This is a genomic window from Shewanella sp. KT0246 (assembly GCF_019654955.1).
GTDB lineage: Bacteria > Pseudomonadota > Gammaproteobacteria > Enterobacterales > Shewanellaceae > Shewanella > Shewanella goraebulensis.
The window spans coordinates 44,362-66,041 of sequence record NZ_BPEV01000019.1 but is presented as its reverse complement, the minus strand read 5'-3'; the positions used below and the strand labels follow the sequence as shown (position 1 = coordinate 66,041).

Annotated in this window: 18 protein-coding genes; 1 reads left to right on the top strand and 17 read right to left on the bottom strand. The window is 42.3% G+C overall.

What is annotated here, in order from left to right:
- The first annotated feature begins 162 nt into the window (after nucleotides 1-162).
- Nucleotides 163-1,812, top strand: a complete 1,650-nt coding sequence (locus K5Q58_RS11180) for an electron transfer flavoprotein-ubiquinone oxidoreductase (protein WP_220754009.1) — start codon at nucleotides 163-165, stop codon at nucleotides 1,810-1,812.
- 77 nt (nucleotides 1,813-1,889) lie between these two features.
- On the opposite strand, the gene K5Q58_RS11175 is transcribed toward K5Q58_RS11180, so the two are convergent.
- The 17 genes from K5Q58_RS11175 to K5Q58_RS11095 form a co-directional block, all read right to left on the bottom strand.
- Complete coding sequence (locus tag K5Q58_RS11175) at nucleotides 1,890-2,240, bottom strand: DUF4870 domain-containing protein (protein WP_220754008.1); 351 nt, start codon at nucleotides 2,238-2,240, stop codon at nucleotides 1,890-1,892.
- A gap of 42 nt (nucleotides 2,241-2,282) precedes the next feature.
- The gene (locus K5Q58_RS11170; RefSeq protein WP_220754007.1) at nucleotides 2,283-2,987 is read right to left on the bottom strand and encodes an MOSC domain-containing protein; all 705 of its coding nucleotides are present in this window, start codon (nucleotides 2,985-2,987) and stop codon (nucleotides 2,283-2,285) included.
- 59 nt (nucleotides 2,988-3,046) lie between these two features.
- Nucleotides 3,047-4,504, bottom strand: a complete 1,458-nt coding sequence (locus K5Q58_RS11165; protein ID WP_220754006.1) for a sensor domain-containing diguanylate cyclase — start codon at nucleotides 4,502-4,504, stop codon at nucleotides 3,047-3,049.
- Between the two features lie 404 nt (nucleotides 4,505-4,908).
- Nucleotides 4,909-5,748, bottom strand: a complete 840-nt coding sequence (locus tag K5Q58_RS11160) for a PfkB family carbohydrate kinase (protein ID WP_220754005.1) — start codon at nucleotides 5,746-5,748, stop codon at nucleotides 4,909-4,911.
- A 170-nt stretch (nucleotides 5,749-5,918) separates the two neighbouring features.
- Complete coding sequence (locus tag K5Q58_RS11155) at nucleotides 5,919-7,256, bottom strand: coproporphyrinogen III oxidase family protein (protein WP_220754004.1); 1,338 nt, start codon at nucleotides 7,254-7,256, stop codon at nucleotides 5,919-5,921.
- Nucleotides 7,257-7,567: 311 nt separating this feature from the next.
- Nucleotides 7,568-8,557 (bottom strand): formate dehydrogenase subunit gamma, encoded by a 990-nt coding sequence (locus tag K5Q58_RS11150; protein ID WP_220754003.1) that lies wholly within the window; start codon nucleotides 8,555-8,557, stop codon nucleotides 7,568-7,570.
- Between the two features lie 74 nt (nucleotides 8,558-8,631).
- Nucleotides 8,632-9,201, bottom strand: coding sequence for a formate dehydrogenase FDH3 subunit beta (gene fdh3B, locus K5Q58_RS11145; RefSeq protein WP_220754002.1), 570 nt, complete (start codon nucleotides 9,199-9,201; stop codon nucleotides 8,632-8,634).
- Nucleotides 9,202-9,229: 28 nt separating this feature from the next.
- Entirely contained in the window at nucleotides 9,230-12,085 is a 2,856-nt protein-coding gene (locus K5Q58_RS11140) for a molybdopterin-dependent oxidoreductase (protein ID WP_220754001.1), read from the bottom strand.
- Nucleotides 12,086-12,102: 17 nt separating this feature from the next.
- Nucleotides 12,103-12,300, bottom strand: coding sequence for a twin-arginine translocation signal domain-containing protein (locus K5Q58_RS11135; RefSeq protein WP_102527589.1), 198 nt, complete (start codon nucleotides 12,298-12,300; stop codon nucleotides 12,103-12,105).
- Nucleotides 12,301-13,161: 861 nt separating this feature from the next.
- Complete coding sequence (locus K5Q58_RS11130; RefSeq protein ID WP_220754000.1) at nucleotides 13,162-14,172, bottom strand: formate dehydrogenase subunit gamma; 1,011 nt, start codon at nucleotides 14,170-14,172, stop codon at nucleotides 13,162-13,164.
- A gap of 50 nt (nucleotides 14,173-14,222) precedes the next feature.
- Complete coding sequence (gene fdh3B / locus K5Q58_RS11125) at nucleotides 14,223-14,819, bottom strand: formate dehydrogenase FDH3 subunit beta (RefSeq protein ID WP_220753999.1); 597 nt, start codon at nucleotides 14,817-14,819, stop codon at nucleotides 14,223-14,225.
- A 26-nt stretch (nucleotides 14,820-14,845) separates the two neighbouring features.
- A complete protein-coding gene (locus K5Q58_RS11120) occupies nucleotides 14,846-17,695 on the bottom strand; it encodes a formate dehydrogenase subunit alpha (RefSeq protein WP_220754057.1) in 2,850 nt (949 codons plus the stop codon).
- 17 nt (nucleotides 17,696-17,712) lie between these two features.
- Nucleotides 17,713-17,913, bottom strand: coding sequence for a twin-arginine translocation signal domain-containing protein (locus K5Q58_RS11115; protein ID WP_153912917.1), 201 nt, complete (start codon nucleotides 17,911-17,913; stop codon nucleotides 17,713-17,715).
- Nucleotides 17,914-18,051: 138 nt separating this feature from the next.
- A complete protein-coding gene (locus K5Q58_RS11110; RefSeq protein WP_220753998.1) occupies nucleotides 18,052-18,741 on the bottom strand; it encodes a molecular chaperone in 690 nt (229 codons plus the stop codon).
- A gap of 10 nt (nucleotides 18,742-18,751) precedes the next feature.
- On the bottom strand, nucleotides 18,752-20,425 hold the full coding sequence (locus K5Q58_RS11105; RefSeq protein ID WP_259651321.1) for a 4Fe-4S binding protein: 1,674 nt from the start codon (nucleotides 20,423-20,425) through the stop codon (nucleotides 18,752-18,754).
- Between the two features lie 160 nt (nucleotides 20,426-20,585).
- Complete coding sequence (locus K5Q58_RS11100) at nucleotides 20,586-21,215, bottom strand: DUF3306 domain-containing protein (protein WP_220753996.1); 630 nt, start codon at nucleotides 21,213-21,215, stop codon at nucleotides 20,586-20,588.
- On the bottom strand, nucleotides 21,215-21,679 hold the full coding sequence (locus K5Q58_RS11095; protein ID WP_220753995.1) for a DUF3305 domain-containing protein: 465 nt from the start codon (nucleotides 21,677-21,679) through the stop codon (nucleotides 21,215-21,217). Before K5Q58_RS11095 ends, K5Q58_RS11100 begins: the two co-directional genes overlap by 1 nt.
- Nucleotide 21,680 lies beyond the last annotated feature (1 nt).

The window sequence follows — 21,680 nt, the reverse complement described above, 5'->3', positions numbered from 1 at the left end:
TTGTCCCAGTTTGTACAAAATCTGTAAAGAATTGCGAGCTAGCTCACGAGCTCAAAATCACACTTGCTACTGTGACCTAGGTCATTTTTAAGGTAAGGTGAGTAAAACAAAAAAAACAACAAACCCGCCAAAAACCGGGATACGAAGATCAAAGGTGAGATGATGGAACGCGAATCTATGGAATTCGATGTAGTAATAGTCGGTGCAGGACCTGCCGGACTCGCTACTGCATGTCGATTAATGCAAATATCACAAGATGCAGACAAAGAAATGACTGTCTGTGTTGTCGAAAAAGGCTCTGAGGTTGGAGCGCACATATTATCTGGTGCGGTGTTTGAACCTAAAGTATTGGATGAATTATTCTCCGATTGGCGTGATTCCGATATCCCACTGAATACTAAAGTGACTCACGATGAGATTTACCTGCTAAGTTCTGAATCTAAATCTCAATTAATGTCTAACAGCTTAGTCCCCAAAACCATGCATAACGATGGTAACTACATTATTAGTGTAGGTAACTTAACCCGCTGGTTAGCTGAAAAAGCTGAAGGGTTAGGCGTCGAAATTTTCCCAGGGTTTGCTGCAAGCGAAGTGCTATTTAACCAAGATAATAGTGTTAAAGGCATTTTGATTGGTGACATGGGCGTGGGCGCAAATGGCGAAGAAAAAGACAGCTATATGCCGGGTATGGAGCTGCATGCCAAATACACCGTATTCTCAGAAGGTTGTCGCGGTCACTTAGGTAAAGAGTTAATTGCTAAATACCATCTTGATAATGGAAAGACCCCGCAGCATTATGGTTTAGGTTTTAAAGAAATCTGGAAGATTCCCGCTGAGCAACATCAAGAAGGTAAAGTTGTTCATACTGGTGGCTGGCCATTAAACCAAGGTACTTCAGGTGGCGGATTCCTATACCACATGGAAGACAACCAAGTAGCTGTTGGTTTAATCATCGACTTAAACTACAAGAACCCTCACGTCAGTCCATTTGACGAGTTCCAACGTTATAAGCAGCACCCTGTTATTAGTCAAACATTAACTGGCGGCGAGCGCTTAACATATGGCGCCCGCGCTATTGCTAAAGGCGGCTTAAACTCATTACCTAAAATGAGTTTCCCTGGCGGCCTGTTAATTGGTTGTGATGCAGGTACCTTAAACTTTGCCAAAATTAAAGGAACCCACACCGCAATGAAGAGCGGTATTGTGGCAGCCGAAACCTTAGGTGAAGCATTAATGGCTGGTGTTGAAGCGGGTAAGGATCTTGATTGTTTTCAAACTCGTATCGAACAAAGCTGGTTACACGAAGAGTTATTCCAATCACGTAATTTTGGTCCAGCTTTACATAAGTTTGGTACTTATTTAGGCGGTGCATTTAACTTTATCGACCAAAACTGGTTTGGCGGCAAGTTCCCAATCACATTGCGAGATGAAGCACCTGATCATGCTGAAATGGGACTGGCTAAAGACTTCACACCAATCGAATACCCTAAACCTGACGGCAAGTTAAGTTTTGATAAATTGTCATCGGTGTATTTATCAAATACGTTCCACGAAGAAGATCAAAAGTGTCACCTACAGTTAAAAGATGCTTCTATTCCAATCGCGGTTAACTTAATCAAATATAATGAACCTGCACAACGTTATTGCCCTGCAGGCGTGTATGAAGTCGTCGCAGAAGGTGCTGAGAATAAGTTTGTGATTAATGCACAAAACTGCATTCACTGTAAGACATGTGATATTAAAGACCCAAGTCAAAACATTACTTGGGTAACCCCAGAAGGCGGCGGTGGACCAAACTACCCTAATATGTAATCAGCAGAAATTAATCCAATAAAAAACGCACTAATCAGTGCGTTTTTTTATGGTTTAAATCTATGTATAGAAGAGCCTTATTTAATGAAGTTAATCGTCATCGGGTAACGATAAGCAACACCCTCTCCCGCTTTAATTATTGCGATAATAGTGCAAATGATATCCGCTAAGGCTAATGCCATAAGCAGTATAAAACCGATACCAACAATCGCTAAAATGCTGCTGATAATCACATATATAAGTAGGCTCAATTTAAAGTTAATGCAATTTTTGCCACATTCATTAACGAACTCAAAATCATCACGCTTCATTAGCCATACGATAAGCGGGCCAATAATGCTGCCAAGTGGAATGATATAACCTGCAAAGCTCGCTGCATAAACCAGTAACCCCATATCTCTGGCTTCTTTCTCAATCACTTCACTCATTCTTGTTCCTTGTCGTTATTAATTTTTATCTATCAAATGCGCTTAAGCAGGATCGCCTTCTGGGCCATATAACCGGTATTGCCAATTCTCTATTTTCTGAGTATCGATACGGTTTTGCATGCTCGCTACCCAGTTTTTAGCCAAACCTTCACATTGCATTAATTGCTGATACTGCTCAGGGTCTATTTCGGCTAAAAAATAGATCTTCATGGCTTGAGCAATACTGATATCTGTTTTTCTCTCGATCAATATCACACTGTCGCCTGCCTTAATCACACCTTCTCGCAAGACTTTATAGAACCAGCCACACATTCGGCTCTCTTGCATTGCTAACGCAAATTTAGGGTGGCCAAATTGCACATTAAGTTTAAAGCATGGCGAGCGCGGTTGTGTCACTTGCAAAAGTACATCACCAATTTGAATAATATCGCCAATATTCACCTGAGATTCATCTAAACCTACCGTACTGATGTTCTCGCCCATGGCTGGCACATCTTTAAAGTTAGTGATTAAATCCCAGCGACGGTATTGGCCATAATGCTCTCGCGGAAAGTGATGTAATACACGCTCCTCACCGCCGTGATGAACAGGATCTGCTTGAGTATCGCCATCAACGCCAGACTTATTCACCTTAAGGCTTGGCACAGCTAGCTTGTTATCCATGGCCGTTTCAATACCTTTATTGACATCAATTTTATCACCGCGGAATAAACCTGAAATCTTCTTTGCTAACACATGGCCTGCCATTACTACTCTCTCGTCGTTGAATTTGTATTAACGTTTTCGTTTAACCATAAAACAATTAATTAATAGGATAAGACTACCTGATTCCGTCCTTGCTCTTTCGCTTGATATAAGGCGATATCTGCACGGTTAATTAACTCTTCTGGAGTTTCTGTTTTACGGTACTCTGCCACACCGCAGCTGATGGTGATATTAATATCACTGCCATTTACTTTTATGTTTTTCGCTGCAACAGACTCTCGTATTTTATCTGCTAAATCATGTGCTTGACTGGCATTGTTGTTCGGCAACAATATCAAAAACTCTTCGCCGCCCCAGCGACATAGTAAGTCGGCATTACTTAAATGTAACTTGAGCACATTAGCCGCAGACTGAATAACTAAGTCCCCAATATTATGACCATATTTATCATTCACCTGTTTGAAATGATCAATATCGAGTATCAAAACAGCCATGGGAATCGACTCAACCACCGCACGAGATATTGAACGAGTAAAGTACTCTTCAAATGCTTGCCTATTTGCCGCCCCCGTTAATTTATCGGTAGAGGCCATCATCTCAAGTTTTCGTTGATATTTACCTAGAGTCATATTGGCAATAAGTAATATCCCAAAGGTCACCACTAAACTCAGGCCAATGTTCACCCAAAAGGTGGTCAGTAACTTTTTCTCAGCTAACACTTCATCTTGCTCTACCATCAAATACCATTGGAATTCTTCCACTAATCGGCTGTTGAGGTATATCGTGCGATTATCCCGTAGATAAGAAAAAGAAGCACTTGGACTCGTTAAAATACGTGTGGCTAACTTTTCTAAACCTTGGGTAGACTGCAATGTTGAAGCGCCATCAAACCCTTCACTACGTAGAGTAATGTTGCCTTGTCTATCAGAAAAGTACACTTTACGGTTATAGCGAGTTTGATAAAGCTCAATCATCTTTTTAACGCTTTCAACTGCTAAGCCAACTCCGGTGACACCAATAAAGTTTCCATCAAAGTCATACACTTTATAGTTCACATAAATAACCGTACGATTTTTATTTGCTGTATCGGTATCAATATTGATTTCATAGTCTTCAGATGTTGGTAATGAGCGCACTCTAAAGTACCAAGCATCATCAACAGACACGTCTTCTATTTTTCGTAATACACCCGTGGAATGATAATAATTTCGGCTAGCTTCTGACACAAAAAAACTGGTGACAGTATTGTACTTTTCTTGAATTTCTTTGAGGTATCGAACTAATTTTTCAGGTTCTTGTTCATCATTAATGGTCCAGTCTCTGACAAAAGTGTCTTGTGCCATTAAGGAGGATATAAAGATAGGTCGTAGTAGGTCTTGTTGAATTTCTGAATAGATATTGTCACTGGTGAGTGGCAATGTATTGTCTTCAATTTGTTCGCTTAATGACTCATGAGCGACTTGATAACTAATACCGCTGGTGACAATAAATGCGGCTAACAGCAATATAGATAGCATCCATATAAAACGCTTCTTATCGTTCCAAACTTTATTTCCCATAACGCCCCTACTAAATCTTAGTTCTTCAAAGCCTCAAACGATGATGGCATCTAAAAGAACTGGTATATGCGAACATGTTAAACCAATGTAAATACTAACTGAAAAGCATTAAAGACGCATCGACTTTTATCGCTAGAGTTGAGTATGGATCAGGCTGAGTGATTAGGTAGTTTGTTTATTAGATAAAAAAGGCCCTGCAAATGGGGGAATACAGGGCCATAAATTCAAACAAAATAAATAGGATTGCAATTAACTTCCAGGAAGTAGGAAGGATTATTTAAAACTAATCTTTAGCGGAAAAGATTGCCTTTCAACAAATTACGGCAAAATTATAAATGCAGTTCATGACAGAACAGAGACAGTTATATGACGGAAGAATGAACTTGTCATTATGACTCGTTTTACTATGTTTCTAGGTAGGTTTTTAAGCCATCTCCTGGTACAGAACTTGGTGTAGCAACAGCAAATGCAGCCCATCTCGCCCCTTCTTCCATTGCTTCACCAATGGTTTTTTGCTCACACAGGTAATGAATCAAGCCTGCGGCATAGGCATCACCAGCACCTGTAGTATCCACCACCTCTGATAAAACCGCAGGCACATGAACTTGTTCATGCTCACTGTAGGCAATGGCTCCATTCTCACCATCTGTGACCACAAAGTAACGTAAAGACTCACCAGCAATGCTTGCAGCAAAGCCCCACTTATCACCATTACAACGCCCTTCCATATCAGTGATTGAAGCAATCAAAATATGACACGGACGCACTCGCTCGTCTTTAGCTAATTGAGATACAACCAAGCAAGAATCCAGTGCAGACTCTGTCCAGCGACTAATACCTTTAGCTGAAGAGTTAGAGTATAAAGCATCAAATTGTTGCCACTTTGGCGGCGAAGATAGCTCAAAAATAGGTCTTTCAGGACGGATTATCGTGCGTTCGCCATCAGGTGTCATTACCAATAACATTTCACAGGTATTACCTTGAAAGCGTTCTACTAAGCGACAATCTAAACCTTGGGTGCTTGCTTGAGCTAAAATCCAGTTGCCAATTTTATCATTTCCCACTTGGCTTACTAACGAAACAGAATGACCAGCCCACACAAGGCCAATACCTGTATTAGCTCCGCCACCACCTAACCTTAAGCCTCCGTCTTGATAATGGAAGCGTCCACCTGTTTGCAGGGGTTTATCAAGTTCAAGTAGTCGGTCACAATTAATATTGGCAAGCAGTAAAATGTTGGCCATAGCAGTCTCTATATTCAGCGTTTAATCTCAAATTGAAGGTCTTAAAAAAGCGCTTTAAATGAATAGCACCTTCGGTCGATATCAAAATCAGTATACTGCAAAAAACAAAAAAGGCAGTGATGATTATCACTGCCTTTATTCTAGCTATTTAGAAACAACTGGTGTCAGAATTACATATCTTCAGGTGTCAGTGGCTTACGCAGTTGTGCGCGCACGTTATCCATACCTGAGTAGAATTCTTTCATCATCAATAAGCCCATCATTTTACCGTTATCGGTCCAAATAATTTTATCAGGGTCATTCGGGTCATTTTTAATGGCGCCCATTAATTTCATTGATGCCATTTCTTTAAATAACGCAGTATCTAAGTTTACACCGAACGTATCGCGGAAGTATTTGCGAGAAAGGCGACCAGAGAACATGCCTAACAAGAAGCGGTATTGCATAACTTCTTTTTTGCCATATTGCTTTTGTTGCTCAACCCCCATCAAACCGTTTTCAATACGCTGTTGGTATTTTTTGAGCGAGAAGGTATTTACGTACAAGGTGTCATCCAAAAAGCTGAATGAACCAGAACCGACACCTAAATACTCATCGAAATCGATAACGTATTCGTCGAAGCCTTCATTATTGGCTTTACCAAATGCCCAACCTGAAAGCTGCGTGTATTGACCATTTAAGCTATTCAAAATCTGACGATACTGACGGGCCATATCACCGTGCGGCGCAGCCAATTTCCCCTTAACACTCTTACGAGTTTGGTGGGTAATCATTAATGGGTAAGTGGTGATTTGGCGTGGGTCTAATTTTGATGCCATATCCAAATCATGTTGAATAATCTCATCTGTTTGACCACGGAAACCGAAAATCAAATCAACATTAATAATTGGGAATAACTCTTTTGCCGCCATGATGCGGTCAAAAGTTTGCTGGCCATTACCAAACTTCTCAATTCGGTCTGTCATGGTCAAAATGTCATCATTAAAACTTTGAACACCGATAGACATACGATCCACTAAGCCTTTTAATTGCTTAAAGCCATCGCTATCTAAGTGTTGTGGATCAGATTCACACGACACTTCTTTAATATTTGGGAATAAAGTTTTAGCATGTTCAATTGTGCGTGCTAGTTCGTCTTCGAGTACCGTAGTCGTCCCGCCACCAATGTACATAGATTCGAAGTCGTAACCTAAATTTTTAACCATATCCATTTCTTTACGCAGCGAAACAAAATAGCGACGCGCTTTTTCTTCCTTAAATAGGAAGCGATGGAAAGTACAATATGAACATAAGGTATGACAAAAAGGCACATGCGCATATAGCATGTACTTTTTACCTTCAACAGGCTTTGGCATCATTTCAGCTGAAACAGTATCTAATCGTAAGTTACGATCAACATAAAACTGCATCACTTTTTCCATCCCGCTAATCATCCAATCTGGGGTGGTAATATTCGCTTCATAAGGCGATTGGATAATTTTATCTGATGGCTTAATTATCGATGACATAGCACTTCCTATCTAAAAATTTGTACACACTAGCAACGCTACTTGGTTGCAGATTGAGCAGAGTACTCTCAATCGAGTAACCATTATGTGAACTATCTATAACTTAGGGGTTAATCACAACTATATCTGTTGATTTTTACCATGAAGATCACAGATTAGTACTCATTAATTAATCAGAATCTAATATACACTATCCATATGTTAAATATAATAAAGATTGATGTTGCCAGGTTGGGTTTAAAGTTTCAGATATAAAAACACCCTCAAAAGCGATGCTGTTGAGGGTGTTTACGACTTAATATTAAGACTAATTAGTCTTTATATTTAAGCTCGCCTTTTTCTTTGATTTCGTCATACCAAAGGTTGTGATGCTGCTTAGCCCACTGCTCATCACAGTAGCCAGACACCATACAATCCATACCACCTTCTGACATAGCTGTTGCCATGAAGATATGTACGATAGAGAAAGCACAGATAACGATAGCACTTACTGAGTGAACAATAAGAGCAAGTAAGCTTAGGTTACGGCTTGGTTCAAATAAGTTCGGGAATAGTAATAACATTCCTGATACTGAGATGAATAGACCGAATAGAGCGAAAGCCCAGAACCATAGTTTTTCACCTGCGTTAGCAAAGCCAGCGTCAGGGTGCTTACCTTTAAATGGACCGAAGTTAATGTAACCACCAACAACCATCATCCATTTAATGTCGTACATTTTTGGCATTTGGTTTTTAGCCCAAAGTACTACCATTAACGCCCAACCCAACATGAATGGGATAGCCATATAATCATGGATAACTTTAGAAGCATTTACCATACCAGCCCACATTCCTTCACCGATATACGGTTGGAAGAAGAAACGACCAGCAAGTAGTACTAAACCTGTCAGAATCAATAACAAGCAAGGAATCGCACCTAACCAGTGAATTGATACATCAAATTTAGACCAGCGATACACCATCTTACCGGTGAAACCACCGTGTAATTTTGAAATACCGTTTATTTTAATAAACAGTAAGAAGATGATGATCATGCCAAATAACGCAGCCATTAAAGCTGGCGCTAATAAGTCACTACGAAGTTCGAATACACGTAAATCATAAGTATTGATTGGTTGTGCATGGAACTCACTGGTAGATGTGGTACGTCCCTCTACACCGTCTTTAAGCTGTGCCCATAATTGCGCATTGCCATCTTGAACGGTAAGAGATTCTTCACCACTTCCACTAGCGTGTGCGAATGTCATAACACTGAACATCAGTGCGATAACAACGCCAATTTGTTTGAACCACTTGTTCATAATACATCCTCTATGCTATTCGATGCCCGAGTTGCCTCAGGCATCATAGCTAAGCTGACTAACTTAGGCGGAGATTAACCCCAAACACCTTTGTTAGCACCGCGATAAGCAACACGCTCACGGAAGATGGCAGAAACGATTTCTGCATCACCAGCAAGTAGCGACTTAGTTGCACAAAGCTCAGCACACATTGGAAGCTTACCTTCAGCGACACGGTTTGCACCGTACTTCTCACGCTCAGCGTGTGAATGATCTTCTTCAGGGCCACCGGCACAGAAAGTACACTTGTCCATTTTGCCACGGCTACCAAAAGCACCAGACTGAGGGAACTGAGGAGCTCCGAACGGACATGCATATAAACAGTAACCACAACCGATACAAGTATCTTTGTCGTGAAGAACGATACCGTCTTCTGTTTTGTAGAAACAATCTGCAGGACATACAGCCATACAAGGTGCATCACTACAGTGCATACAAGCAACAGAGATAGACGCTTCGCCTTTAACACCATCATTGATGGTTACTACGCGACGACGTTGAATACCCCACTCTAGAGCAGAGTCGTTTTCGTTTTTACAAGCTGTGACACAACCATTACATTCAATGCAGCGCTTGGTATCACATAAAAATTTCATTGTAGCCATTTGGCAATTCTCCTAGCTTAAGCTGCAATTACGCTTTTTCAATTTGACAAAGCGACGCTTTGGTTTCCTGCATTTGTGTTACAGGGTCATAACCATAGGTCAGTGCAGTGTTAGCTGATTCACCTAATACGTAAGGTACAGTGCCTTCTGGATAGTTAGGTGCAAGGCTTTCGCCGTGCATTTCACCCGCGAAGTGGTATGGCATCCAAGTTACACCAGGCTTAACGCGTGGAGTGACCATTGCTTTAATCTTGATGCGTCCGCCTTCAGCACCTTCTAACCAAACTGTATCGCCATCACGTAGACCACGATCAGCTGCATCTGCAGGGTTAATTTCAACAAACATTTCTTGTTGAAGTTCTGCTAACCAAGGGTTAGAACGAGACTCTTCACCACCACCTTCGTACTCAACCAGACGGCCTGACGTTAATGCAAGTGGGTACTTAGCAGAGTTGTCATTGTCTTGAATTGACTTGTACAGTGTTGGTAAACGATGTACTTGCATATCAGCGTACGTTGGGTACTTAGATACTAAGTCACGACGAGGCGTGTATAACGGCTCACGGTGAACAGGTACTTCATCAGGGAATGTCCATACAATACAACGAGCTTTAGCATTACCGTAAGGGATACAGCCGTGCTTCATTGCAACGCGTTGGATACCACCAGAGATATCAGTTTTCCAGTTTTTACCTTCTGCGTGAACTTTTTCTTCAGCAGTCAGTTCGTCAAACCAGCCAAGCTGTTTAAGCATGTCTGCAGTGAACTCTGGGTAACCGTCAGTGATTTCAGCGCCTTTAGAGAAGCTGCCTTCCGCTAACAAGTTTTTACCTTTGTATTCAATACCGTAACGGGCACGGAAGTTACCGCCGCCGTCAAGCACGTGCTTATGCGTATTGTAAAGAATTTGAGTACCTGGATGCTTCTGCTCCGGAGTACCCCAACAAGGCCAAGGTAAACCGTAAGTTTCGCCTTTAGCAGGTCCGCCAGCAGCTTCAAGAGTCTTGTTGCTGAACGTGCCCCAGTTTTGAGTGTGTTCTTTGATACGCTCAGGGCTTTGACCTGACATACCAATAGTCCACATACCGCGGTTAATTTCGCGAGTAATGTCTTCAATGACTAGTACATCATTTGCATCTTTAGCGATACGCTTAGTGTACTCATCAGCAAAACCAAGCTTTTGAGATAGACGATACATAATCTCAAGGTCAGTTTTTGATTCAAATAATGGCTCAACAATCTTTTCACGCCATTGTTGTGAACGACCAGAGTTAGATACTGAACCTTCAGTTTCAAACTGAGTACAAGCTGGTAGCAAGTACACGCCGTTTTGACGACGGTGCATAACACCAGCCATTGTTGGGAAAGGATCCACAACAACTACTGTGTCCATCTTGTCTAGTGCTTCACGAACATCATCTTGACGAGTTTCAGTGTTAACTGATTGACCCCAGAAGAAGCCCATACGTACACGGTCTTTTTGAGCTAATTTTTCAGGCGTTTCTAAAACACCATCATGCCAGCGAGAACAAGGGATACCCGGAGTGTTCATTGGAACACGGCCAAGGTATTCATTTTGGTCAAAACGGCTAGAAACCCAATCTCTATCTAGGTCCCAAACGTTTGTCCAGTGATCCCATGCGCCAGAAGTCAGGCCGTAGTAACCAGGTAAGTTATCGAATAACAAACCTAAGTCAGTTGCGCCTTGAACGTTATCGTGACCACGGAAAATATTTGTTCCGCCGCCTTTAACACCCATGTTACCTAGTGCTAATTGAAGGATACAGTAAGCACGAGTGTTCGCATTACCGACGTGATGCTGAGTACCACCCATACACCAAACAACAGTACCTGGACGGTTATCTGCCATCATTTTCGCAGCTTGGTAAACTTCTTCTTCGCTACAACCAGTGATGTCAGCAACTTCTTTCGGTGGGAACTTTTTCACTTCTTCGCGAATTGTTTCCATTTCGAAAACACGTTCTTGGATGAACGTTTTGTCTTCCCAACCATTTTCGAAGATGTGCCAAAGCATACCGTAGATGAATGGAATATCAGTACCAGGACGAAGACCACAATGTAGGTCAGCGTGCGCTGCAGTACGAGAGAAACGAGGGTCAACAACGATAATCTTAGCGTTGTTTTTCTCTTTCGCGATTAAGATATGCTGCATTGCAACTGGATGCGCTTCAGCCGGGTTTGCACCGATGAAGAAGATTGCATTTGCATTCTGGATATCATTGAAAGAGTTAGTTTGCGCACCGTAGCCCCAAGTGTTAGCAACACCAGCTACCGTGGTAGAGTGACAAATACGTGCAGAGTGATCGACGTTGTTCGTGCCCCACATTGCCGCAAATTTACGATACATGTAGCAGCCTTCGTTCGAGAACTTAGCACTACCCATAAAGTAAACTGAATCAGGACCTGACTCTTCACGAATATCAAGCATTTTGTCGCCGACTTCGTTGTAAGCTTGTTCCCAAGATAATTTTTTCCACTTGCCATCAACAAGTTTCATTGGGTACTTAAGACGCTTTTCACCGTGACCATGTTCACGTAATGCAGCACCTTTAGCACAGTGGCCACCAGCATTAAATGGGTGATCGAAAGCTGGTTCTTGACCAGTCCAAACACCATTTTGTACTTCTGCGTATAAACCACAACCAACAGCACATGCAGAACATACAGTGCGTTTGATTTCAGTAGGTGCATCATGCGGTACATCATGAGCTTCAGCTCTACGCATCATACCTGTGCCCATTAATGAAGCAGCGGCGATACCACCAGTTGCAATACCTGCATTCTTCATAAATTGACGACGGTTGATACCGAGCGACTTGGTAGCAGCTTTAGGAGCTGCGGTAGACTTGCGAGTTAACTTCATCGCTTATTTCTCCTGAATTATCCGCGTAAGCTATCGTAGTAGCTACGAATATGCGCAGTTTCTTTGTAACCTTTAGCATTTTTGCTGCTAACGTTACTCTCGGTTGCTTGAGCCACACTCACACCTGATACAGCGATAGCTGCAGTAGCAGCGCTACCTACGGTGATGGCTTTCAGCAAAGATCTGCGGTTCAGATCAGGCTGTTGCTTCTTCATCTTTACTCCCGGTTTAAATCACATCAACTCTTTGGTTGATGCCCTCATAGGCCTTTTCGACTTTTCAAAACAGTTGTTAACAACAAGTTAATGAAAGTAGACCGAAAAGGTAAAAACACTTCTAAATGAATAATGTTCCAAAATTTACCGGGCTAATATATAGAGAGATAAGTTGAAATAAATTGATCTGACCCCTGTTCATATTCCAAAAAACGACACAAAATCGACAAAGCGTTAACTGAGTCATACTTTGAAATGGGTATCTCTCAATAGTCCTCGAACGGGCCTTGAAGCAGGGAGGAAACGATTGTTAAAAACCTTAACATCTCATCAAGTTAGCACTGTTTGTCATACTTTATTGGTAGTGATAACTCTTCCTATTTACATATAGCATTTAGTGCTTAAAACTAGATAGAATAGTACTTTTAGCTATTAAAAATAAACAGAGAATAGGGTTAATTACCTTTAATGAATCCATTAACAATCAAATGACGTTCTTGTTTAAATGAAGCTAAATCGAGAGAGGTTATATGTCTTAGTTCAAAGCCAGAAACAACAATATTTTTGTGCCTGCACTTCTGATGAAAAACATCAATCTAGATAAAGGTCACTTTTTGAAATAAAGTCAATGAGAGATATGCCCAAAGCATATTTATCGGGAGTCTTTTGCTCATGAATATGGGCCGTTGAAAGACAGTCTGTTTACAAAGTAAAAACTTAATCAGTAATACTCACCATTAGCTGTACTTGAAAGCTTATCGACACTTCCACAAAAAAGAAGCTTCCAAATAAAAACACCCCAACGAGATAATCTCAGTTGAGGTGTTTTTTACTGCTTAAACGTTAAAGGCTTTAGCTAATTTACTTTTGGTATTTCAACGTACCATTGGCTTTGATTTCATCGTACCAAAGATTATGATGCTGGATTGCCCAGTTTTCATCACAATACCCAGATACCATAGATTCCATACCGCCTTCACTTAATGCCGTTGCCATCCAGATGTGCACAATCGTAAATGCAATCAAAATAGCAGCGCTCACACCGTGAACGAGTAATGCAACCATCGAGGCTTCACGTGGTAAATCCAAACCAGGTAACACTAACATCATGCCAGATACACTGATAAATAGACCGAACAAGACTAATGTCCAGAACCACATTTTTTCACCCGCGTTAGCAAAACCGCTATCAGGGTGCTTACCTTTAAATGGACCAAAGTTGATGTAACCACCCACCACTAAGAACCATTTGATGTCATACATTTTAATGGTTTGAAGTGGCATCCACTTAACGATACACAGTAACCAAGATACGATAAATACCGGACCAACCCAATCATGTACAAACTTACAAAAGGCAATCACTCCCGCCCAAATGCTGTCGCTTACGTACGGTTGAATTGCAAATTTACCCAGTATGATCACTAAGCCTGTCAGCATTAAGGTTAGACAAGCAATGGCCATAATCCAATGTAGCCAAATGTCTGCTTTTGACCAACGCTCGACCATCTTGCCAGAGAAGCCTTTGCTTAATTTTGCCGGGCCATTAACAAAGTAAAATATTAAAAAGGCACCAAATACACCAACCAGAGCAAGTGCTACTCCTGGAGTAATGTAGTTATCCCTAATTAATCGACCTTCGTTGCCGCCAACATTAATCAATACACCTGGTTCAATACCTTGAGCTGTCGTAAAACCGCTGTCTCCAGCCTTAACTGCTCGCCATAAATCTGCCGGGTTTTCTTTCCCTGCCTGCTGCTTACTTGATTGTTCATCTGCCGCTAAAGTTGTGGTTGAAAACCCTAACCCCATCACCAGAACCAACAGAGCAAACAAGCTACGCAGTGATTTGTTTAACTGTTTGTTCAACATTGTCACTCCTTGCTTGGTTACGGACCAAAGCCCGCAACCTTTTGCACTGCCTATACCAAATCACCTGTTTTAGGATCATAGCCCCAAATGGTATTCGGGTTACCACGTTTCGCCATACGCTCGCGATAAATGGTCGATACAATCTCAGCATCACCAGCTAACAATGCTTTGGTTGAACAAAGCTCTGCACACATAGGTAATTTACCTTCAGCAATACGGTTCGCACCGTATTTCAGGCGTTCAGCTTCTGAATGGTTCTCTTCTGGGCCACCGGCACAGAAAGTACACTTATCCATTTTGCCTCGGCTACCGTATGCAGTCTTTTTCGGGAACTGTGGAGCACCGAAAGGACAAGCATAAAAACAGTAACCACAACCGATACAAGTATCTTTGTCATGCAGCACAATGCCGTCGTCAGTTTGATAAAAACAATCTGCAGGACAAACGGCCATACAAGGTGCATCTGTACAGTGCATACATGCAACTGAGATTGATGCTTCGCCTGGTTCACCATCATTGATAGTAACCACACGTCGACGTTGAATTCCCCACTCTAGAGCGGAATCGTTTTCGTTCTTACAAGCTGTGACGCAACCGTTACACTCGATGCAGCGTTTTGTGTCACACAAAAATTTCATGACTGCCATAGTGGCTTATCTCCTCATCAAGTTAATTAGGCTTTGCTGATCTGACACAAGCTAGACTTAGTCTCTTGCATCTGAGTCACAACATCATAACCGTAGGTCATTACGGTATTGGCAGATTCACCAATCACATAAGGAACCGTTCCTTCTGGGTAACTCTTCTCTAGGCTCTTGCCTTCGAAAACACCCGCGAAGTGGTATGGCATGAAACATTCACCAGCAATGACTCGTGGAGTCACCATAGCTTTAACTGTGATTTTAGCGCCTTCTGGACTGTGAACAAATACGTCATCACCATCACGTAAGCCGCGATCTGCTGCATCAGCAGGGTTAATCTCAATAAACATTTCTTGCTGTAATTCTGCAAGCCATGGATTTGAGCGCGTTTCTTCACCACCACCTTCGTACTCAACTAAACGACCCGTTGTGACTGCTAATGGGAAGTCTTTAGCAAAGTCTTTATCTTGAATAGACTTATACAGAGTAGGAAGACGTGCAACCATACGGTCTTCGTAGGTTGGGTACTTAGACACTAAGTCACGACGAGGGGTATATAAAGGCTCGCGATGGATTGGGATATCATCTGGGAAGTTCCAAACAATAACACGCGCTTTCGCGTTACCGTAAGGGATACAACCGTGATTAATCGCTACGCGTTGGATACCACCAGAAATATCTGTTTTCCAGTTTTTGCCTTCTGCGTGAACTTTTTCTTCAGCGGTTAAATCATCCCACCAACCAAGCTGCTTAAGCATGTCTGCGGTAAATTCAGGATAACCGTCTTGAATTTCACTGCCTTTCGAGTAAGAACCTTCTGCAAGAATGTTATTACCTTCATGCTCAACACCGTAACGTGCACGGAAGTTACCGCCACCATACTTAACTTCACGTCCAGTACGATAAAGGATCTGTGTACCTGGATGTTTGTTTTCTGGTGTGCCCCAACAAGGCCAAGGTAAACCGTAAGTTTCACCTTTAGCTGGGCCGCCTGGTGCTTCTAAGCTCTCGATATCGAACGTGCCCCAGTTTTCTTGGTGCATTTTCAAACGCTCAGGGCTTTGGCCTGTGTAACCAATGGTCCACATACCTTTGTTGAACTCTCGAGTCATATCTTCAATCAACGGCTCATCACCATTCACTTTGATATGTTTACAGAATTCGCCTTCGATACCCCATTTTTTCGCCAGCTTATACATAATAATGTGGTCAGCTTTTGACTCAAATAATGGTTCGATAACCTGTGTACGCCACTGTAGTGAGCGGTTTGAAGCCGATACAGAACCGTAAGTTTCAAACTGAGTTGCTGCTGGCAATAAGTAAACGCCATCAGTACGCTCGTGCATAACACCCGCCATTGTTGGGAAAGGATCCACAACAACTACTGTGTCCATTTTGTTCAATGCTTCACGCACTTCACGACCACGAGTTTCAGTGTTTACAGATTGGCCCCAGAAGAATGACATGCGAATGTTATCTTTCTGAGCAATCTTAGATTTGTCTTCAAGTACACCATCATGCCAACGAGAACAAGGGATACCTGTTGAGGTCATAGGATCTTGACCTAAACGTTGCTCTTGATCGAAACGGTTTTTAACCCAGTCATATTCAAGATCCCACACATTACACCAATGTTTCCAAGAGCCTGTTTTCAGGCCGTAGTAACCAGGTAATGTATCGAATAATAAGCCAAAGTCAGTCGCACCTTGAACGTTATCGTGACCACGGAAAATGTTAGTACCACCACCTTCAACACCCATGTTACCAAGGGCTAATTGCAGGATACAGTATGCACGCGTGTTAGCATTACCAACGTGATGCTGAGTACCACCCATACACCAAACCACAGTACCTGGTTTAGTTTCAGCTAGTAATTTAGCCACACGATGCATTTGCTTTTCAGGTACACCGGCAACATTCTCAACTTCTGCAGGATTCCACTTTTTCACTTCCTCACGGATACGTTCCATACCGTATACACGTTGGTCGATGAAAGTTTGGTCTTCCCAACCGTTTTCAAAAATATGCCACAACAAACCATAAATGTAAGGAATATCCGTACCAGGACGAATATGCACGAACTCGTCAGACTTAGCTGCAGTTCGGGTGAAACGAGGGTCGACTACGATAATTTTCGCGCCGCGCTCTTTACCTTCAAGGATGTGTTGCATTGAAACTGGGTGAGCTTCACAAGGGTTCGAACCGATGAACATCATCGCTTTCGATTTACGAATGTCATTAAATGAGTTCGTTTGCGCACCGTAACCCCAAGTGTTTGCAACACCGGCTACAGTGGTAGAGTGACAAATACGTGCAGAGTGGTCGACGTTGTTCGTGCCCCACATTGCCGCTAATTTGCGGTACATATAAGCTTGTTCGTTAGAGAACTTAGCACTACCCATGAAAAATACTGAATCTGGACCAGATTCTTGACGGATATCTAAGGCTTTTTGGCCAACCTCTTCAATCGCTTGTTCCCAAGAAAGTTTTTTCCACTTTCCGCCTTCCAGCTTCATTGGGTATTTAAGACGTTTTTCACCATGACCATGCTCACGTAATGCAGCACCTTTTGCACAGTGGCCACCAGCGTTAAATGGATGATCGAATGCTGGCTCTTGACCAGTCCAAACACCATTTTGTACTTCAGCATAAATACCACAGCCCACTGAACAGTGAGAACAAATAGTACGTTTTACTTCAGTTGGTGCATCATGTGGTACATCTTTGGCTTCTGCTTTACGCATCATTCCAGCACCAAGCATTGATGCCGCAGCAATACCGCCTGTAGCGAATGTAGCTGACTTCAAAAATTGGCGACGATTCAGTCCAAGTGCAGGTTTATCTGCTACTTCAACTTTCTCTGTTTTGCGGGTTAATCGCATCACATATTCTCCTTTAATTACTTACTACGTAACGTATCGTAGTAACTACGTACATGGCTTGTTTCTCTATAACCATCACTTTTACCCACAACTGGTGTGGCTTCTGGTGAGGCGGCTAGAGCTTGTCCGCTAACAGTAGCAACTGCGCCAGCGGCACTACCGACAGCCAATGCTTTTAGCATTTGACGACGATCCATGACGGAAGCTTGCTTCTTCATAGTCTCTCCTTAATAAACGCTTAAATAACAGGGTGGTGACACCCTAGATTGAGTGGGAGTTGCCTCCCGTTTCGGTCTATGCCACTGAATTAACATTCAGCGGCATAAATCTTTGCACCTGCAATAACTAAGGCTAAATTAAGATGCCAATTCGTTAGTTGAAGGTTCAATTTTTTCAACACTTTCTGATGCTGCAGCTTCTGCTTCACTACCAGGGCAGTTCACAGGAATGTCTAAGCTTAATTGCTCAAATTCATTTGCTTCAATTTCAAAAAATGCTTTTGCTAACTGTGCAACAGGTGCGTAAAACGCAGCACTTGGAGTTTTTTCCAATGTGTCACAGAAACGTGCAATCCAACTGCCAATATGACGTTGGTAAAAAGCTAACTGGCGGTAACCAGGCGCTTCTAAAATCAAGGTACCCATGACTTCACATAATGCAGCAACATGATCTTCAGGCTCTTTAACTTCATCTTCACGAGCAAAACCTAATTGCAGTAGGTCTTGACGTAATAATGCTAAAGGCTTGTCCATTAATGAACCTGTCATGAACCAACTACCATAAGGCAGTACTTCACCACGACCCACACCATAGAAAATGTTGAAGTATTCTTCTTCAAGTTCTTTTTCTGTGTATTTGGTTGCAGCAACTTTCAATGCAGCCCAAGCCGCTGTGATGTCACTTTCTTCTTCTGCATCAATTTCAAGTTCTGCTAAAAACGCAAGCAGTTCAGCACTTGGATGACGACGTAATAAGGCTGCTAATATTTGGTAAATATCTGCCCGTAGCTGATCGTTTTCTGAAATTTCTCTAACTAATTCGGTCATATCGGGTCTCTTATCGAAGTTGCTTCTCAGGGTCTTCAAGAATGTCTTCAAACATATCTTTTACGCGGCAATCACCACACATTTTCAAACGCTCAATATTGGCGTTAAATGCTGAGTGACCTCCAATCATATCAATCATGCGATGAACCATAGATTGAGTTGCAAACGCGGTACCACAGCGAATACATTCAAACGGAGGCTCTTCTTTTAGCGTTTGACGTTGCTGACGTGATGCTTGGTCTAAATTGATTTGCGAGGTAATGCTAATCACATCTTCAGGACAAGAACTTTCACATAAGCCACACTGAACACAGTCTTGCTCAACAAAATGAAGCGCAGGTTTATCACCGCCATCAGTCAATGCTTGAGTAGGACAAGTCGCAACACACGACATACACAAGGTACATTTGTCAGCGTTAACTTCGACTTTACCGTATGGGACATTGCTAATCGCAATGCAGGTCTCAGTCGCTGCAGCTTGTTCATTTAAATGATCAATTGCAGCGTATAAGGTTTCACGCTTAGTGCTTGGTGTGAACGCAGCAGGAACGATTAATGGCCAATCTAGGCTAATAGCCAATTTGTCATTCAACGATGCCAATGTTTGGGTATCAATTAAGCTAATGCGTTGAGGCTGACCCATTTCATCTAAAATGGTGTTAGCTAATGACAATTCACCGTTAAGCATTTGCGTCAATGTCGGCGCTGTCGCATCAGTATTTAGAATTAATACCTGACGTGCCCCCCACGCAAGTGCTGACATCCAGTGATCGATACTCGCAACGGTGATTTCTTCCAGTTCCACCGGAATGATATCACCCACTAAATCAGCGGTAATGAGCTCTGCACCGACGGCACTGTCATGGAATAAGATGACAGGCGCAGCTTGTGCTTGCTCAAGGTAACGACTAACTAATTTTTGAATGTAGCTATGAAGTGCTTGTGGCGTTGGTAAATCAAATGCTATGGCACCCGTTGGACAAGCATTAGTGCAACTGCCTGCGCCATGACATAGGTAAGGATCGATTTCGATTTTTTGCTCAATGCTGCTAATAGCATCAGCAGGACAGAAATTCAGACAACGGTTACAACCATTGACGCCATTACGGTTATGAGCACAGATATCACTGTTCACTTTTACATAACGCGGTTTATCAAATTCACCGACTAAATCTGGAATTTGATCCAATGCGTCCGCTAGTTTTTCAGCATCTTGACCAACGTAAAAGTAACCAGGTGGCAGCATTTCAAGGTTTAAACATGGGCTCATGCTCAAATCGAGTACAATATCAAAGTGTGGCTTGCGGATAGCAACTAGGCTCAATTCAGCAGCGTTGCTGTCTTGACCTTCACTTTCAACCGTGACTTGGAATTGCCCTAGAAAGCCTTTTACTGAGATAAGTTTGTTGTAATAGCTTTCGCTATTCACGGCAGCATTCATTACCGCTTCAAGATGCGCTTCATCTTGGCTAGTAATGGCTTCATTGGCCAAAATCACAGTATTGGCCATAGTAGACAATTTGTCTGCAGCTAATCGAGCCAAATCTTCTGGACCGATGACTAACACATTACCTTCAGTTGTGTAACTCACTGTCGGTGGAATCAAGTTTTGAATCACTTGAGTCTGTGCTAATACCTGCTGACGAACTTGTTGTAGTTCAAGCGGGGTTTGACTATTGCTCACATTGCGTTCCTGAACAGTTTTAGTGTGCAAAAGACTTATACTGTGCTGTAAATCCATTAGTCATTGAGGCTTTCATCTTTAAGCATCAATCACATCAGCTCGAAATCTATAAGTTCTTAATCTGACACTAAATAGTGGACATAAAATTATTTGCTTATAACTAAACTTTAGTTTGGGCTTGAAGCGGTTGTTCCGCATTCTGTGCCATAACCAGATCATCACTCTGATTAACTAAGTCAGTCTCTGCGACTAATTCACTCTTCTCATTTAATACTTGCGGGGCTTCAGTTGCATCACCAACTGAGTCATCTCCCTCGCTTGCTAATAACGTTTCATCTTCAGCAGTTTCTTCTTCGTCTTTCATCACGTTTCGGAATACTTTTTTAGCCAACTCAGCTGAGACTTCTGCGCTCAATTTAGGTTGGTTGCTGTAATCAAGAGCATACTCAAGTAGGCCATCAATTTCGTTATACTGCGGTTGTTTCCAGAGCGCCTTTAATGCTGCTGATTTAGCTTCAGGAGAGACATTTGCTCCCATGAAAGAAGCAAAACTGCCACCCACTTCAATTTTCTCTGGATCCGGTAAATCTTCTGCTTCAAGTATTTTGTCTGCTTGATCAGCATCTGATGCTACCGTCTGGGTCTCAAGATGTTCACTGCCATCTGTTGACTCAGTTTGCGCTGACTCAGCGAGTAACTCTTTATCAGCTTGCTCTTGTGCTGCTTCAGCTTCAACTTGCTCTCTACGTTCACTCCAACGCGAGAAAAAACCTCTAGGCTTATCGCTCATTAATGACTCCGAAGGTGATCTACGCTTGGGCCTTGCCCTTTACGACGATTTACATGCTTACGTCGCTTAGCTGATATCTCAACTTCTCCATGACGAGTAATAAATGCTTCGACCCAGCAAGCTAATGCTTCTGGCATAGGTACATTCAGCACAGGGGTTTCTGACTCCAAACAACCTGCTGCCACGTTTTGGTCGCAAGAGATTGCTGCTGGAACTAACGATTCATCAGCTAATTCATCACAAACGATATATAACATGGTGTTGTCCATATCGAGATTGATTCGGTAACTGCCACGCTCATCTTTATGTAATTCAAATAAAACTAATTTCGCCCCTTCAGGAGCTTCATGTGTCGCAGGAAGTAATTGGTCAACTTCCCAAGTGACAGAGGGCCAGCGACCAACCATCTTCTCGACTTTCTTTAGCGAAACATACATAGGCCAAACATCTTCAGTGTGTTGCATA